Consider the following 14,273-nt stretch of genomic DNA (forward strand, 5'->3'; position numbering starts at 1 on the left):
AATTGCGCTTTATTGCACTGCATATAATGCACTGGTGTGTCATGGAACAGTTGGGCGAACTGATCAGAACTCTGCGCAAAGCGCAAAAACTCTCGCAGCAAGCGTTGGCGCAACGTTACGGCATGAGCCGCGCCACCATTTCGGGTATCGAAAACAATACGATTTCTGAAATTGGTCTGCGCAAAGTCGAGGCGATCCTCAACGGCTTTGGCTATGAGCTGACAGCGATTCCCGTGAGAGCACAACGTCCGACACTCGACGCGTTGCAGAAGGTCAATTTCCATGACTGAGCCGACAGATCGCTTGCACATTACCGTCGCTGATAGCCCGGTCGGAACGCTCGGTCGAGGTCAGCCGGGCATGGACAGTGTGTTCAGTTATCGCGAGGACGCCATCGACGAGAATGCAGTGTCGCTGACAATGCCGACCCGGCTGGAGAGCTACGGCTGGGAGCGGGGCATCCATCCTGTCTTCGAAATGAATCTGCCGGAAGGCGCGCTGCGCGATGAGCTGGTTCGACGCTTCAGTAAGGCCGTCCGCGGTTTTGATGATTTCTCCTTGCTCGCTATTGTCGGACCGCATCAGTTGGGGCGGCTGGCGATTACCAGTGAGTCGGCAACCGAGCGTCAGCCCGAAACGTCACTGGCCGAGCTTTTGGTGCATGACGGTGCCCAGGGACTGTTCGATGATTTGCTACAGAAGTACGGCCAATACTCCGGGGTTTCGGGCGTGCAGCCCAAAGTGCTGGTGCGCGATAGCGCGGCAGCAGTTGATCGCCTGACTCATCGAGGCTCCACACATCTGGTCAAAGCCTTCCGTCCCGAAGAGTTTCCCGAGCTGGCGACCAACGAGTACTTCTGTATGCGCGCCGCAGCGCTTAGCGGACTTGAAGTGCCAAAGTTTGAATTGAGTGAGCAGGGCAAGTTTCTGGTGGTCGAGCGTTTTGACCTGATTGAGCATGGCTATCTGGGTTTCGAGGACTTTTGCGTGCTCAATGGCTGGCCTTCCAGAGCCAAATACGATGGTTCTTACGAAGGCGCTGCCCGACAGATCAAGGCCTTTGTTTCGCCTGCGCTGTTGAGTCAGGCGCTGGAGGCTTTTTTCAAGATCGTGGCGCTATCAGCGGGACTGAAAAACGGCGATGCGCACCTGAAGAACTTCGGTGTGCTGTATGACCATTGCGGCGCGCAGGCCTCGATCCGGCTTGCCCCGGCTTACGACATCATCACCACATCGGTTTACATCAGGAACGACAGCCTGGCCTTGCTGCTGGGCGGGTCGAAGGCATGGCCCAAGCACAAGGCGCTCATCCGCTTCGGTCGTACGGCGTGCAATCTCACTGAAGGCCGGTGCAATGAACTACTGCAGCAGGTTGTTCATGGCATGCAGACGGCGATGGCGGAAATGTTTGAGCATTGCCGAACCCATCAGTCGTTCGCCGAGGTCGGTACGGCAATGATCGAGCAGTGGGAAGCCGGGATTGAGCGCAGTCTGACCAAGGGTTGAGCGACCCATTTGCGCTCAGCGCAACTGATCCCGAAACTGCCCCGGCGTCATCCCGGTCCAGCGTTTGAACGCACGGCTGAAGCTGCTGGTATCGGCAAATCCCAACAGGTAACTGACCTCGCTCAGCGAGCATTGCGGATCGCGCAGGTGCAGCAGTGCGAGGTTTTCGCGGCTTTCATTCAGCAGGGTGTCGAAGCGGCAACCCTCGTCCGCCAGATGCCGTTGCAGGCTGCGCAGGCTCAGGTGCAGGGCCTGGGCGATACGTTCGGCGCTGGGTTCGCCTTCGGGCAGTTGTTCTTCAATGGCGTCGCGCACCTTGCGCTCCCAGGTCAGCGGTTTGAGCTGGGCGAGGGTGCGTTTGAGCACCGCTTCGTTGTGCTCGGCCAGTTCCGGGTTGGCGTCGTCGAGGTGACTGTCGAAGTCGGTGAGGGCGAATTCGATCCGGTCTTCTTCGGCGGAAAAGTGTACCGGCGAGCGGAACACCTTGTGCCATTGATGCGCATCGACCGGTTCCGGGCGACGCAGGTACACCGCCAGTGGCGCGTAGTCGCGGCCCAGGCGATTGCGGCAGGTGCGCACGTAGATGGCGGCAAAGGCGTCGATGGCTTCGAAGGCCGGGGCCGGATTGCCGGCCGGGATTTTCAGGCGAAAGCGGTAGCGGTCCTCGGTGCGGGTCAGCTCCAGTTCCAGCGCGTCGCTGACCACCTGGTGATAACGCACGATCCGCTCGAACACTTCCCGCAGGCTGCCGCTGGCCACCAACGCATAGCCCAGTGCGTGAAAGGTCGTGGGGCTGACGAATCGCGACACCCGCAAACCAATCGCCGGATCGCCGCTGACCTGCACCGCAATTTCCCACAGGCGCGTGGTGGCGGACAACGGATAGCGGGCGTTCGGGTCGTCCATCAGTTGCGGATCGAGCCCGGCCTGCCGGCACAGGGCAGTGCTGTCCAGCCCCAGCGCGTCGAGTTGCTTGCGCAGGGCGCGGGTCCAGCTGGCGAGAGAAGTCGGTTCCTTCATGCTGATTGGCGCTTCCGGTCAACAGGTTGGCGTTCTCGGCTACCGCGTTTGGAGTCCGCGCGGGGCAGGATGCGAACATCAATAACCAGAGGATGGAAGCATGGACCGTACTTCTGCAAGTCCCCAGCGACACAATGCTGCCCAGCGATCAGCGCATATTCGCGAAGTGGTGCTGGCCAAGGGCGTGGAGCTGCGCGAGCGCTACCCGATTCTCAAGCATCAGGATGCACTCGGCGCCGGGATTCTCGCCTTTGCCCTGGCCGGAATGATCGGTTCGGCGGCGCTGTATATCAGCGGGCACATGGCGTGGTGGGCGTGCCTGTTGCTCAACGCGTTTTTCGCTTCGCTGACCCATGAGCTAGAGCACGACCTGATCCACAGCATGTATTTCCGCAAACAGCGCGTGCCGCACAACCTGATGATGGGCCTGGTGTGGCTGGCGCGGCCGAGCACGATCAACCCTTGGATCCGCCGTCATTTGCACCTCAATCATCACAAGGTGTCCGGCACCGAAACCGACATGGAAGAACGGGCGATCACCAACGGCGAGCCATGGGGTTTTGCGCGATTGCTGATGGTCGGCGACAACGTGATGTCGGCGTTCATCCGCATGCTCCGGGCCAGGACCTGGGCGCACAAGTTCAACATCATCAAACGCACTTTGAAGGTCTATGCGCCGCTGGCACTGGTGCATTGGGGCGCGTGGTATGTGTTTCTCGGGTTCCATGCCGCCAACGGGATTGCCTACCTGATGGGCTCGCCGATTGAATGGTCGGCGACCACGCTTTCAGTGATGCAGGTGATCGACATCGCCGCCGTGGTGATCATTGGCCCGAACGTGTTGCGCACGTTTTGCCTGCACTTCATCAGCTCCAACATGCATTACTACGGGGATGTGGAACCGGGCAATGTGCTGCAGCAATGTCAGGTGCTGAATCCTTGGTGGCTGTGGCCGTTGCAGGCGTTCTGCTTCAACTTCGGCAGCAGTCACGGGATTCATCATTTTGTGGTGAAGGAGCCGTTTTACATCCGTCAGCTGACGGTGCCGGTGGCGCATAAGGTGATGCGGGAGATGGGGGTTCGGTTTAATGATTTCGGGACGTTCGGGCGGGCGAACCGGTTTGTACGCCAAGTGAAGGTATCGGCCGAAGAGGCTCGTACAGCTCAGGCTTGATGGGTGATTGCAACGCTCTCATCGCGAGCAGGCTCGCTCCCACAATTGAATGGTGAATACGATCCAATGTGGGACCGAGTCTGCTCGCGATGGCAATATTTCAGCCCCCCTCAATCCGGCTGAAACGGCGACTCACTCAGAATCACCCCGGTCTCCTCCACATACCGCTGCCAATGCTCGATCAGCGCTTCAAGCTTCTGCGGCTGACTCGACGCCAGGTCATGAATCTCCCCCGGATCACTCCCGAGATCGTAAAGCTGCCAGGTCGCCGGCCCCACCGGCCCGGGAATCCACACCGCCTTCCACTGTCCCTGCCGAATCGCCCGGCGCCCGAACAATTCCCAGCCGGTGACGGTGTGTTCGTCATGCACCTGCGCTGTCTCGCCGGACAAAAAGCCCAGCCACGATTTCCCGCGCAACGGCGCCACCGGTTTGCCGTGCCATTGCTTGCCCGGATGGCGCACGCCGGCCAGATCGAGGATGGTCGGCGTGATGTCCATCACCGTGCCGAAACCATGGCTGATCTGCCCCTTCAGCGGCAGTTGCGGATAGTGCAGCAGCGCCGGAACGCGAATTCCGCCCTCGGTGGTGAACGCCTTGAACAGGCGTGACGGCGCGGTCGCCACCTGCGCCCAGTTCGGCCCGTACCAGACGTAGGAGTTGGCGCGGCCGATGTTGTCGAGGCTGTTGTCGTAATGCTGGCTCAGATACGTCATCAGCTCCGGGCCGAATTTCGGAAAGGCTTCCAGCAGCGCACCTTCGGCACCGTTGTCGGACATGAACAGGATGAAGGTGTTGTCGAGCTGGCCCTGTTGGCGCAGGTAGTCGACGACACGGCCGATGTTCCAGTCCATGCGCTCGACCATCGCTGCATAGACTTCCATTGCCCGGGCGGAAATGCGTTTTTGTTCATCGCTCAGCGCGTCCCATTGCGCGGTCAGCTGGATCAGCGGGTGCGGTTCGACATCCGGTTCGATCAGCCCCAGCGACTTGAGTTTTTCCAGACGCTCGAGGCGCAAGACTTCGGGGCCCGCGTCGTAGCGGCCACGGTATTTTTCGACGATGTCGGCGGGCGCCTGCAACGGCCAGTGCGGCGCGGAAAACGGCAGGTAGGCGAAGAACGGTCGGCTCTGGTCGCGCTCCTTGAGGTACTGCAACAGCTTGTCGCCGAACGCGTCGGAGGAATAGAAATCCTTCGGCAATTCGTCGATGAACCTGTCGTCCTCGATGTACAGCGCCGGGGTGGATTTCAGCAGGCCGGGCGTGTGTTCGTCGTAGGTCGGTTCAAATCCGTAGTGGTTGGCCGCGCCGGGCAGCAGCGAGAACGAACGCTCGAAGCCTCGGGCGTGGGGCGCCAGTTCGGCGGTCAGGCCCAGGTGCCATTTGCCGCTCATCAAGGTCTGGTAACCGGCCTCGCGCAGCAACTCCGGCAGCGCGACGACACGGTCATTGAGATAGCCTTCGTAACCCGGTTTGCCGATCAGCTCCGGGGTCAGCGCTTCGGCCATGGTGCCGATGCCGGCGATGTGGTGATCGGTGCCGGTGAGCAGCATCGAGCGGGTCGGCGAACAGGTCGGTGCGGTGTGAAAATCGGTCAGGCGCAGGCCATTGTTGGCCAGGGCATCGAGGTTCGGCGTGGCGATTTCGCCGCCGAACGCGCCGATGTCGGAGAAGCCGAGGTCATCGGCCAGAATCACCAGAAAGTTGGGACGTTGCGGCATCGACAGGCTCCTGTTCAGCAGGCAATGAACGACAGCGGCAGATCGCGGATCTGCACCGGTGCGCTCGGTTGGTAATGATCGTCACTGGTCAGCTCGTGCAGCAGTTCTTCGCGCAGCTGATGGAAGTCGAAACTGCTGCGCTGGCGCGGATGGGGCAGGGCGATGTCCACCACCCGCTTGATCCGGCCGGGGCGCGGTTCCATGACTACCACGCGGTCGGCGAGGAAGATCGCTTCCTCGACATCGTGGGTGACCAGAATCGTGGTGATCTTTGCCCGCTCGCGAATCGCCAGCAGTTCGTCCTGCATCTGCTGGCGGGTGAGCGCATCGAGGGCGCCGAAGGGTTCGTCGAGCAGCAGGATTCGCGGGCTTGCCACCAGCCCGCGAGCAATCGCCACGCGCTGGGCCATGCCGCCGGAGAGCTGGTGCGGGTAGGCGCGGGTGAAGTCGCGCAGGCCCACCAGCTCGATGAAATCGTTGATGCGTTGCTGCTTTTCGGAGGCAGCCAGCGGCTCGTTGACCAAGCCCAGGCCGATGTTGTCGGCCACCGTCAGCCACGGGAACAAACGGTGCTCCTGAAACACGATGCCGCGCTCGCCGCCAATGCCATTCACGGCTTTGCCATCGACGCTGATCTGCCCGCGAAACTGCGTGTCGAGACCCACCAGCAAACGCAGCAAAGTGGATTTGCCACAGCCGCTGGAACCGACGATGGCGACGAATTCGCCCTCGGCGATGTCGAGGTTGAATTCACGAATCGCTTCCAGTTCGAAGCCGTCGACGTCGAAGGATTTGCCTACATGGTTGAAGCTGACAATCGGTGCGTTCATGCGTGTCTCCAGCGGGTGGCGCGGATTTCCAGGCGTTGGCCAATGAGGTTGAGCAGGGCGCCGGTGAGGCCGACCAGCAGCATCCCGGCCATGATCAGGTCCATGCGCAGCAGTTGTTGGGCGCCGATCATCTGGCTGCCGATGCCGCCGTTGGACGGCATGAAGTATTCGGCGCCGATGGTGCCGAGCCAGGCGTAGATCAGGCTCAGGCGCAGGCCGGCGAAAATCCCCGGCGCGGCCCCCGGCAGCACCAGTCGGCGCAGGCGTTGGGCGAGGCTCAGGCGCAGCACCTGCGCGGCTTCGTTGAGCTGCGGTGAGAGGTTGGCGACGCTGCGTTGGGTCGCGACAAACAACGGAAAGAAAGCGGCCAGGGCGACGAACACCCATTTCGCCAGTTCGCCCAGACCGAACCACGCGGTGAGCAGCGGCACCCAGGCGAAAATCGCGATCTGGCGCAGGGCGGCGAGGGTCGGGCCGAGCACGCGTTCGCTGGTGCGTGACAGACCCAGCAGCAAACCCAGCCCGAGGCCGAGACCGCCGCCAATCAACAGGCCGCCAAGTGTGCGGCCCAGGCTCAGTGCCATGCCGGAGATCAACGTGCCGTCGAGCAATCCGTTTTTGGTTGCCTCAAGCACCACCCATGGGCTGACCAGAATGTTGGCATCGATCCATTGCTGGTCGACCGCCAGTTGCCACAACGCAAACAGCGCCAGTGGCAGCAGCCATGGCTGCACGCGCTGCCAGCCTTCATAACGTGGGCCGCGACGAATTTCCGCCGTGGCCGGGTGCGGCCAGTGCACCAGTTTTTTGTCCAGCAGACCGATGCCGCGATCCATCGCCACGCCGATCAGGCCGATTACGACGATGCACACGAAGACGATGTCGAGCATGAACAGCTGTCGCGCCCAGACCATCAGGTAACCGATGCCTTCGCTGGAGGCCAGCAGCTCGACCGCAAGCAACGAGGTCCAGCCAGCGGCCAGCGCCAGACGCACGCCAGCCATGAACGCCGGGAGGGCGGCGGGCAGCACCAGTCGGCGGATCAACAGTCGTGGAGGCAAACGTAAAACAGCGGCGGCTTCGCGCAGCTTGGGTTGCGCATCGCGCACGCCGACCAGCGTATGCAAGGTCACCGGTACCACGATGGCTTTGACCAGCACCACCAGTTTCAGCGTTTCGCCGATGCCGAAAAACACCATGAACAACGGAATCCACGCCAGCGTGGGCACCTGGGCCAGGCCGGCGAACGTCGGGAAGATCAGGCGTTCGAGGCGACGGCTGAAGCCCAGCGCCGCGCCGAGCACCGCGCCGGCGCTATCACCCGCCAGCAGTCCCCAGAACAACCGTTGCAGGCTGATCCACAAATGACTCCACAACTCGCCCTGGGACAGCTCGATCGCGCTGCTCCACACCAGTGAAGGCGCGGGCAGGATCTGTTCGCTCATCCATTGATTGCGCGCCGCCAGCCACCACAGGGCGAACAGGGAGAGGGGCAGCAGCCACGGCAGCACACGCTGGCCAAGGCTTGGCCATGAGCGCAGTGCTTTCAGCGGTGGTGCGGGCAGCGGCAGGCTGAGCAGGGATTGTCGGGCCATGGTGACCTCCGTTGTCGGGTTGCAGGCAGGCCTGCCTTCATGGAAGTGCGGTATGCAAATTTGATATATAAAAATTCAATTCAATGCTATTGGGAGATAAGCAAGACCATTTAAGGCCTCCAGCCCATGCGCATCCAATGCATTCGGAGAATATTTTCGATGCTCTGCATGCATATCGATCTACAGGCCCTGTGCACTCTGGCTTAGCGTTTAAAGCTATAAAAATGTGCTTTTTAAGTATTTAAACGTTAATACGGAATGTGCCTACTTTCGGCTCCTCAACGCCCGTCGTGATCAGGAGCCGTACCCATGAACCTTCCCTTCAAACGTGTCATCAGTCTGTTTGCCGCGCCGGCGCTGGCAGGGCTGCTGGCGTTCTCTGCCCAGGCCGACGAGCTCAAGGAAATCAGGATTGCCGTGCCTGATCTGAGCGCGGGTACTCAACACAGCGGCGGGGGCATCGTGGACGTGCTGCGCGATCAACAGATCTTCGAAAAAGCCTTCGCCGATCAGGGCATCAAGATTCAGTGGAGTTTCTTCAAGGGCGCTGGACCGGTGATCAACGAAGCGTTCGCCAATGGCCAAGTGGATCTGGCCTATCTCGGAGATCTGGCGGCCATCATCGGCAAATCCAACGGACTGGATACGCGCCTGCTCAGCGCCAGCGCCCGGGGCGTGAAGCAATACCTCGGCGTGGTGCCGGGTTCGGGGATCAAGACGCTGCAGGATCTCAAAGGCAAGCGCGTAGCGATCTTCCGCGGCACCGCGACCCAGTTGTCGTTCGATGCGGCGCTGGCCAGCGTGGGTTTGAGCGAGAAGGACGTGAAAGTGATCAACCTCGATTTCAACGCAGCGGTAGCGGCGCTGGCGGCGAAGCAGATCGATGCGTCGTGGGGCAGTTCCGGGCTGACCGCGTTGCAGGCCAAAGGCCTGGCCGAGTTGCCTCTGAATACCAAGGATCTCGGTGGCGCCGGCAGTGTGCAGTCGGTGCTGGTGGGCACCGGCAAGTTTGTCGACGGGCATCCGGAAGCCGTGGCGAAGCTGCTCAAGGCGCAGCAGCAGGCGGTGGAGTGGCTGACTCAGGACAGCAACAAGGACGCCTATGTGCAACTTGTGTCGGGGCTGGCGAGCTATCCGCCGGTGATCCTGACCCAGGATCTGAAGGATCAGAACCTGAGCGAAGTGTTCCCGTCGACACTGGACCCGCTGTTCCTCGAAAACCTGCAGGGCAAGGTGGATCTGGCGGCGCAGCAGAAGCTGATCCGCAAGCCGTTCAAGGTGAACGAGTGGGTCGCGCCTGAGCTGGCGGCTGCGAAGCTTTGATTTTTTAGCGTCAGAGCAGACTTCATCGCCAGCAGGCTGGCTCCCACAATTGGATGCATTTCATGTGGGAGCCAGCCTGCTGGCGATGACGACCTCAAACCGCGACGCTGATTTCCTGTTTATCCACTGCCACCAACGTCTCAATCATCGCCCGCGCTGCCGGTGACAGCCGGAATCCCGTCCGGCTGACAATCCCGCACCGCGCATTCATGCTCTCCAGGTTCTGCGGCAGATTGCGCCAGTGCAGCAGCGCCAGCGAGCCCTGGGCGATGTCCTCGACGAACGCCTCTTCAGTACCGACGCCGATCGCGTTGGATTGCAGCACCACTTTCACCAGCGCCGGAAAGTGCTCGGTCTCGATGGTCGGCGAAAAGTCGATCCGTCCGCTGAGATTCGCCAGCAATTTGCGAATGCCTGGCGGGATCAGCGTGGTCGCCAGCGGATAGTCGAACATGTCGTTGGTCGACAGGCTTTCCTTGGCCAGCAGCGGATGCCCCGGCCGGCAGAAAAACACCCCGCGCTTGGGCGTCAGCGGCTGGGTCTGGAAGTTCGGGTCGGATTCGAAATGGCGAATGTCGGCGATAAAGAATTCGATCTCCTCGCGGCTCAGGGCGCGGCTGAGCTTTTCCCAGTTATCCACCTGAAAGCAGGTACGTACTTTCGGGTGCGCATTGATGAATTGCGCCACCGCGTCCGGCACCAGTTTCACCGCCGGGGCCGGGCCGCAACCGAAGTGCAGTTCGCCGGCATCGAGCTTGGTCATCTGCGTCACCTCGGCGCTGAGCAATGCCGCGCCTTGCACCAGGGTCAGGGCGTGTTGCAGCACCACCTGGCCTTCGGGCGTGGGGCGCAGATCCTTGTTGCCGCGATCCACCAGCACGCAGCCGAACTCCTGCTCCAGCCCCTGAATACTGCGGCTGAACGCCGGTTGAGTGATGCCCATGGCGTCGGCCGCGCGGACAAAACTGCGGTGTTCGTTGAGGGCGATGAAGTAGCGCAGCTGGCGAAGATCCATATGCTTTTCCGGCATCCTAAAAATAGCTCGAAGGCATTTGCGACGAGGTTGCTTGAGGTTTTAAATGCAAGCTCTTATTCCGTCAACGAAGCATGTGAATATCTATTAGATGTAAATGGAATATAGATAGAGCGTTGTTTCGCTGCCGTCAAACCGCAAGCAGTCGATGAGGGTCTACCCATGAGCAATGCCGCACTCGCTGTAAAACCCGCTGTCCACGCGCTGGACATTCATCCGGTGGCCGGTCGTATCGGCGCCGAAATCCGTGGCGTGCACCTGTCCGGTGAGCTGGATGCCGCGACGGTTGAAGCCATTCAACTGGCGCTGGTCCAGTACAAGGTGGTGTTCTTTCGCGAGCAGACCCAGCTCGACGATCAACGGCAGGAAGCCTTTGCGCACCTGCTCGGCGAGCCCGTAGCGCATCCGACCGTGCCGTCCCGCGAGGGCACCCGTTATCTGCTGGAACTCGACGGCGCCGAAGGGCAGCGCGCCAACTCCTGGCACACCGACGTAACCTTCGTCGATGCCTATCCGAAAGCCTCGATCCTGCGCTCGGTGGTGGCCCCGGCGTTCGGTGGCGACACGCTTTGGGCGAACACCGCGACCGCGTACAACGAATTGCCGACCGAGTTGCGTGAGCTGGCGGACAAGCTGGTGGCCGTGCACAGCAACGAGTACGACTACGCCGCCGTGAAGCCGGACGTGTCGGCGGAGAAGCTCGAGCGCTATCGCAAGATCTTCACCTCGACCGTCTACGAGACCGAGCACCCGGTGGTGCGTGTGCACCCGATCAGCGGCGAAAAGAGCTTGCTGCTGGGGCATTTCGTCAAACGCATCAAGGGCTATTCCCAGGCCGATTCGGCGCACCTCTTCGGCTTGCTGCAAAGTCATGTGATCCGCCAGGAGAACGTCGTGCGCTGGCGCTGGAAGGCCGGTGATGTGGCGATCTGGGATAACCGTTCGACGCAGCATTATGCGATTGATGATTACGGCACTCAGGATCGTGTGGTGCGTCGGGTGACGCTCAAAGGGGAAGTGCCGGTCGGGGCGAATGGGCAGCGTAGCCAGACCATCAAAGGCGCAGAAATCGTCGGCGTCTGATCGGGCCTCATCGCGAGCAAGCTCGCTCCCACAGGTTTGCGGCGCACACAAATCCTGTGGGAGCGAGCTTGCTCGCGATGCTTTTAATCACCACACGCCGATCTGCACCATTTTCTCGGTCTCCGGCTCCCCATAGCGAAACCGCTGCCCGCGCAAATCAATCTCCTGATGACTGATCGTCGTGCGGCGCTTCAACCCGCGCACCCATTCGAACAGATACCCCGCATGCTCCTCGCGCACCGCCGCATACGCCGGGTCCGCGCCCAGATCCTGCAGCTCCTGCGGGTCATTCAACAGATCGAAAAGCTGCGGCCGGAAGCCGTCATACGCCAGGTATTTCCAGCGCTCGCTGCGCACCATGGTCATGCGGCAACGGTCGATCGGCTGGCCCAGCCGCTCCCGTGCCGGGGCCTGGAAGGCGTAGTCGTATTCGCTGATCGCATAGTGGCGCCAGTCCGGGTTTTCACCGTGCAGCAGCGGAATCAGCGAGCGACCTTCCAGGCGATGCTCGGCGCCCGTCACGCCCAGCGCCTCGAGAAAGGTCGGCACGCCGTCGATGGTTTCCGCCAGGCGTTCATCCACCGTGCCCCGTGTGACATCCGCCGCCGCACGCGGGTCGCGCACGATCAATGGCACGCCCACCGCCTGTTCCAGCAAAAACTCCTTCTCACCCAGCCAGTGATCGCCAAGAAAGTCGCCGTGATCGCTGGTGAACACGATCAGCGTGTCCTCCCAGCGGCCGTTGCTTTGCAGGAAATCGAACAGCCGCCCCAACTGATCATCGACCTGTTTGACAAGGCCCATGTACGTCGGGATCACGTTCAGTCGTACCGGATCTTTGGAGAAATTCAGGCTTTCCTCATGCTGGCGAAAGGCCTGATAGACCGGGTGGTCGCTTGGAGAGGCATTACGTACCGGTTTGAGAATCGATTTCGTACTGTACAAGGTGTGGTACGGCGCCGGTACGATGTAGGGCCAGTGGGGTTTGATATAGGACAGGTGCAAAAACCACGGTTTTTCACCTTGCTCACCGATGAAGTCGATGGCCCGATTTGTAGTGTAGACAGTCTCCGAATGTTGCTCGGGAATTCGCGCCGGCAAATGGGCATTGCGCATTTTCCAGCCGCTGAGGATTTCTCCGTTGTCGCCTTCGGCCGCGTTGGCCCAGTCATGCCAGGGGTTACGCCCTTCGAAACCCTGCTCGCGCAGGTAGTGGGTGTATGGCGCGGATTCGCGTTTGTCATCGAACAGCGGGTCGTCGGGGAAGATGCCGTCGTGACGAAAGTACGGCTCGAAGCCGACTTCGTTCAGCACTTCGGCCTGGGCGCTTTCCGGGTTGATCGACAACCGCTGCAAGGCATCCACGTTAGCCGTGGCGTGGGTCTTGCCGACCAGCGCGGTACGAATGCCGTGGGGTCTCAGGTAATCGCCGATCGTCAGTTCTTCAAGCGGCAGCGGCACGGCGTTCCACGCCACTTGATGACTGCTGACATAGCGCCCGGTGTAGGCCGACATCCGCGACGGCCCACAAATCGTGCCTTGGGTGTAGGCGCGGCTGAAACGCACGCCTGCAGCGGCCAGGCGGTCGATGTTCGGGGTGTGCAGGTGCGGGTGGCCGTAGCAGGACAGGTAATCGCGGCGCAGTTGATCGCACATGATGTACAGCACATTGCGCACAGGGTTTTGCGGGTTGGACATGGGGTTCACCAGTCAGGAAGACAGGCGAGGTTTTTCGCTTTCGGCGAGGGTGTTCGGCAAGTGCATTCGGGGAATGTGTTTCATGCAGGAAATGCATCGGCGCCTGCACAGGCCTCTTCGCGAGCAAGCCCGCTCCCACAGGAGTACGCGTTCCAAATGTGGGAGCGGGCTTGCTCGCGAAGGCGGTGTGTCAGACGGCAAAGTTCTCCAGTGAACACACTTCTTCATCCACCGCATCAATCGCCTTTATCTGCTCGATCATCGCCTCGGCCAACGGTGACAACCGATACCCGGCGCGGCTGACGATTCCGTAACGGGTGTAAAGCTCCTCCAGATCATCCGCCAACCCTTCGACCTTCAAGCACACCAACTCACCCCGGGCCTGATGCAGCGCATCCGAATAGGCACCGACGATGCCGATCGCATCCGAACGCAGCACCACGCCGAGCAGGCTGGCGCTGTTCTCGCACTCTACGTTCGGGACGAAATCCGGCCGGCCACTGAGGTCGACGATGACTTTGCGCAGGTTTGGCGGGCGAATGCTCACGGCCAGTGGATAGCTCATCAGTTGCTCTGCCGTGACTCGCTCGAAAGCGCCCAGCGGATGCCCGGCGCGGCAGCAGAAATGCCATTTGCGTGGCCGCAAGCGGTGGGTCAGATAATCCGGATCCGCCTCGAAGTGCCGAGTGTCGGCGACGAAGAATTCGAACTCCTCGCTCAGCAGTCTTTTGCTCAGGCTCTGCCAGTCATCAACCTGGTAATGCACCCGCGCTTTCGGGTAGCGGCCGATGAAGCTACCGATGGCTCGCGGGATCAATCCTGCCGCCGGCGCCGGGCCGCAACCGAAGCGCAATTCCCCCGCCTCCAGCCCGTTGAACTGGCTGATCTCGTTGGCCATCTGCTGCGCACCGCTGACCAGTCGCCGCGCGTGTTCAAGCAGCACCTGGCCCTGTTTGGTCGGCGGCAATTCCTTGCGCCCGCGATCCACCAACTGGCAACCGACGCTGTGCTCCAGCGCCTGAATGCTGCGGCTGAACGCCGACTGCGACAGGTTCACCGCCTGCGCGCCGGCGACGAAGCTGCGTTGTTCGGCAAGGGCGATGAAGTGTCTGAGTTGGCGCAAGTCGATATGCATTTTTCACATAAAAAATATCCGGGAAATGCATTGGATATGCATTAGGTCGACTCCTTATAAAGGCAATCTCTTATGCAGTAAATCTTTGTAAAAACATAAATAAATAACTTAAAAGAATATGCGGCACGGAAGATGTCTGCGTGTTTTTTGACCAG

At 60.9% G+C, this 14,273-nt stretch carries 12 protein-coding genes; 5 read left to right on the plus strand and 7 right to left on the minus strand.

The features are described from left to right. Positions 1-41 precede the first annotated feature (41 nt). Together K3819_RS00975 and K3819_RS00980 are read left to right on the plus strand one after the other, a co-directional pair. A complete protein-coding gene (locus K3819_RS00975) occupies positions 42-290 on the plus strand; it encodes a helix-turn-helix domain-containing protein (protein WP_085647915.1) in 249 nt (82 codons plus the stop codon). Beyond that, positions 283-1,506, plus strand: coding sequence for a type II toxin-antitoxin system HipA family toxin (locus K3819_RS00980; protein ID WP_221398465.1), 1,224 nt, complete (start codon positions 283-285; stop codon positions 1,504-1,506). Before K3819_RS00975 ends, K3819_RS00980 begins: the two co-directional genes overlap by 8 nt. 15 nt (positions 1,507-1,521) lie before the next feature. Here K3819_RS00980 and K3819_RS00985 read toward each other — a convergent pair whose 3' ends face one another. Continuing rightward, on the minus strand, positions 1,522-2,526 hold the full coding sequence (locus tag K3819_RS00985; RefSeq protein ID WP_064592655.1) for an AraC family transcriptional regulator: 1,005 nt from the start codon (positions 2,524-2,526) through the stop codon (positions 1,522-1,524). Positions 2,527-2,626: 100 nt separating this feature from the next. On the opposite strand from K3819_RS00985, the gene K3819_RS00990 reads away from it, so the two are divergent. Beyond that, complete coding sequence (locus K3819_RS00990; protein WP_221398466.1) at positions 2,627-3,700, plus strand: fatty acid desaturase; 1,074 nt, start codon at positions 2,627-2,629, stop codon at positions 3,698-3,700. A 110-nt stretch (positions 3,701-3,810) separates the two neighbouring features. Here the strand turns inward: K3819_RS00990 and K3819_RS00995 are convergent, their stop codons facing one another. The 3 genes from K3819_RS00995 to K3819_RS01005 are packed head-to-tail and all read right to left on the minus strand — an operon-like array spanning position 3,811 to position 7,846. Further along, positions 3,811-5,421, minus strand: coding sequence for an arylsulfatase (locus K3819_RS00995; RefSeq protein ID WP_221398467.1), 1,611 nt, complete (start codon positions 5,419-5,421; stop codon positions 3,811-3,813). A gap of 14 nt (positions 5,422-5,435) precedes the next feature. Beyond that, positions 5,436-6,251, minus strand: a complete 816-nt coding sequence (locus K3819_RS01000; protein WP_221398468.1) for an ABC transporter ATP-binding protein — start codon at positions 6,249-6,251, stop codon at positions 5,436-5,438. Continuing rightward, positions 6,248-7,846, minus strand: coding sequence for an ABC transporter permease (locus K3819_RS01005; protein WP_221398469.1), 1,599 nt, complete (start codon positions 7,844-7,846; stop codon positions 6,248-6,250). Before K3819_RS01005 ends, K3819_RS01000 begins: the two co-directional genes overlap by 4 nt. 309 nt (positions 7,847-8,155) lie before the next feature. Between K3819_RS01005 and K3819_RS01010 the strand changes: the two genes are divergently transcribed. Further along, positions 8,156-9,169 (plus strand): ABC transporter substrate-binding protein, encoded by a 1,014-nt coding sequence (locus K3819_RS01010; protein WP_011331920.1) that lies wholly within the window; start codon positions 8,156-8,158, stop codon positions 9,167-9,169. Between the two features lie 94 nt (positions 9,170-9,263). On the opposite strand, the gene K3819_RS01015 is transcribed toward K3819_RS01010, so the two are convergent. Beyond that, positions 9,264-10,184, minus strand: coding sequence for a LysR family transcriptional regulator (locus K3819_RS01015; protein WP_039764497.1), 921 nt, complete (start codon positions 10,182-10,184; stop codon positions 9,264-9,266). 180 nt (positions 10,185-10,364) lie between these two features. Between K3819_RS01015 and K3819_RS01020 the strand changes: the two genes are divergently transcribed. Further along, positions 10,365-11,285, plus strand: a complete 921-nt coding sequence (locus K3819_RS01020) for a TauD/TfdA family dioxygenase (protein WP_221398470.1) — start codon at positions 10,365-10,367, stop codon at positions 11,283-11,285. An 87-nt stretch (positions 11,286-11,372) separates the two neighbouring features. Here K3819_RS01020 and K3819_RS01025 read toward each other — a convergent pair whose 3' ends face one another. Together K3819_RS01025 and K3819_RS01030 are read right to left on the minus strand one after the other, a co-directional pair. Continuing rightward, positions 11,373-12,983: an alkaline phosphatase family protein gene (locus K3819_RS01025; RefSeq protein ID WP_221398471.1), complete on the minus strand. Its 1,611-nt coding sequence runs from the start codon at positions 12,981-12,983 to the stop codon at positions 11,373-11,375. 190 nt (positions 12,984-13,173) lie between these two features. Further along, a complete protein-coding gene (locus tag K3819_RS01030) occupies positions 13,174-14,118 on the minus strand; it encodes a LysR family transcriptional regulator (protein ID WP_085611223.1) in 945 nt (314 codons plus the stop codon). Positions 14,119-14,273: the final 155 nt, after the last annotated feature.

The sequence above is a fragment of the Pseudomonas sp. 3-2 genome (assembly GCF_019710535.1).
Lineage (GTDB): Bacteria > Pseudomonadota > Gammaproteobacteria > Pseudomonadales > Pseudomonadaceae > Aquipseudomonas > Aquipseudomonas pharyngis.

Bases quoted from the DNA above. Each gene is read 5' to 3' on its own strand.
- K3819_RS00975 (WP_085647915.1), top strand. From the start codon at position 42: ATGGAACAGTTGGGCGAACTGATCAGAACTCTGCGCAAAGCGCAAAAA.
- K3819_RS00980 (WP_221398465.1), top strand. From the start codon at position 283: ATGACTGAGCCGACAGATCGCTTGCACATTACCGTCGCTGATAGCCCG.
- K3819_RS00985 (WP_064592655.1), bottom strand. From the start codon at position 2,526: ATGAAGGAACCGACTTCTCTCGCCAGCTGGACCCGCGCCCTGCGCAAG.
- K3819_RS00990 (WP_221398466.1), top strand. From the start codon at position 2,627: ATGGACCGTACTTCTGCAAGTCCCCAGCGACACAATGCTGCCCAGCGA.
- K3819_RS00995 (WP_221398467.1), bottom strand. From the start codon at position 5,421: ATGCCGCAACGTCCCAACTTTCTGGTGATTCTGGCCGATGACCTCGGC.
- K3819_RS01000 (WP_221398468.1), bottom strand. From the start codon at position 6,251: ATGAACGCACCGATTGTCAGCTTCAACCATGTAGGCAAATCCTTCGAC.
- K3819_RS01005 (WP_221398469.1), bottom strand. From the start codon at position 7,846: ATGGCCCGACAATCCCTGCTCAGCCTGCCGCTGCCCGCACCACCGCTG.
- K3819_RS01010 (WP_011331920.1), top strand. From the start codon at position 8,156: ATGAACCTTCCCTTCAAACGTGTCATCAGTCTGTTTGCCGCGCCGGCG.
- K3819_RS01015 (WP_039764497.1), bottom strand. From the start codon at position 10,184: ATGGATCTTCGCCAGCTGCGCTACTTCATCGCCCTCAACGAACACCGC.
- K3819_RS01020 (WP_221398470.1), top strand. From the start codon at position 10,365: ATGAGCAATGCCGCACTCGCTGTAAAACCCGCTGTCCACGCGCTGGAC.
- K3819_RS01025 (WP_221398471.1), bottom strand. From the start codon at position 12,983: ATGTCCAACCCGCAAAACCCTGTGCGCAATGTGCTGTACATCATGTGC.
- K3819_RS01030 (WP_085611223.1), bottom strand. From the start codon at position 14,118: ATGCATATCGACTTGCGCCAACTCAGACACTTCATCGCCCTTGCCGAA.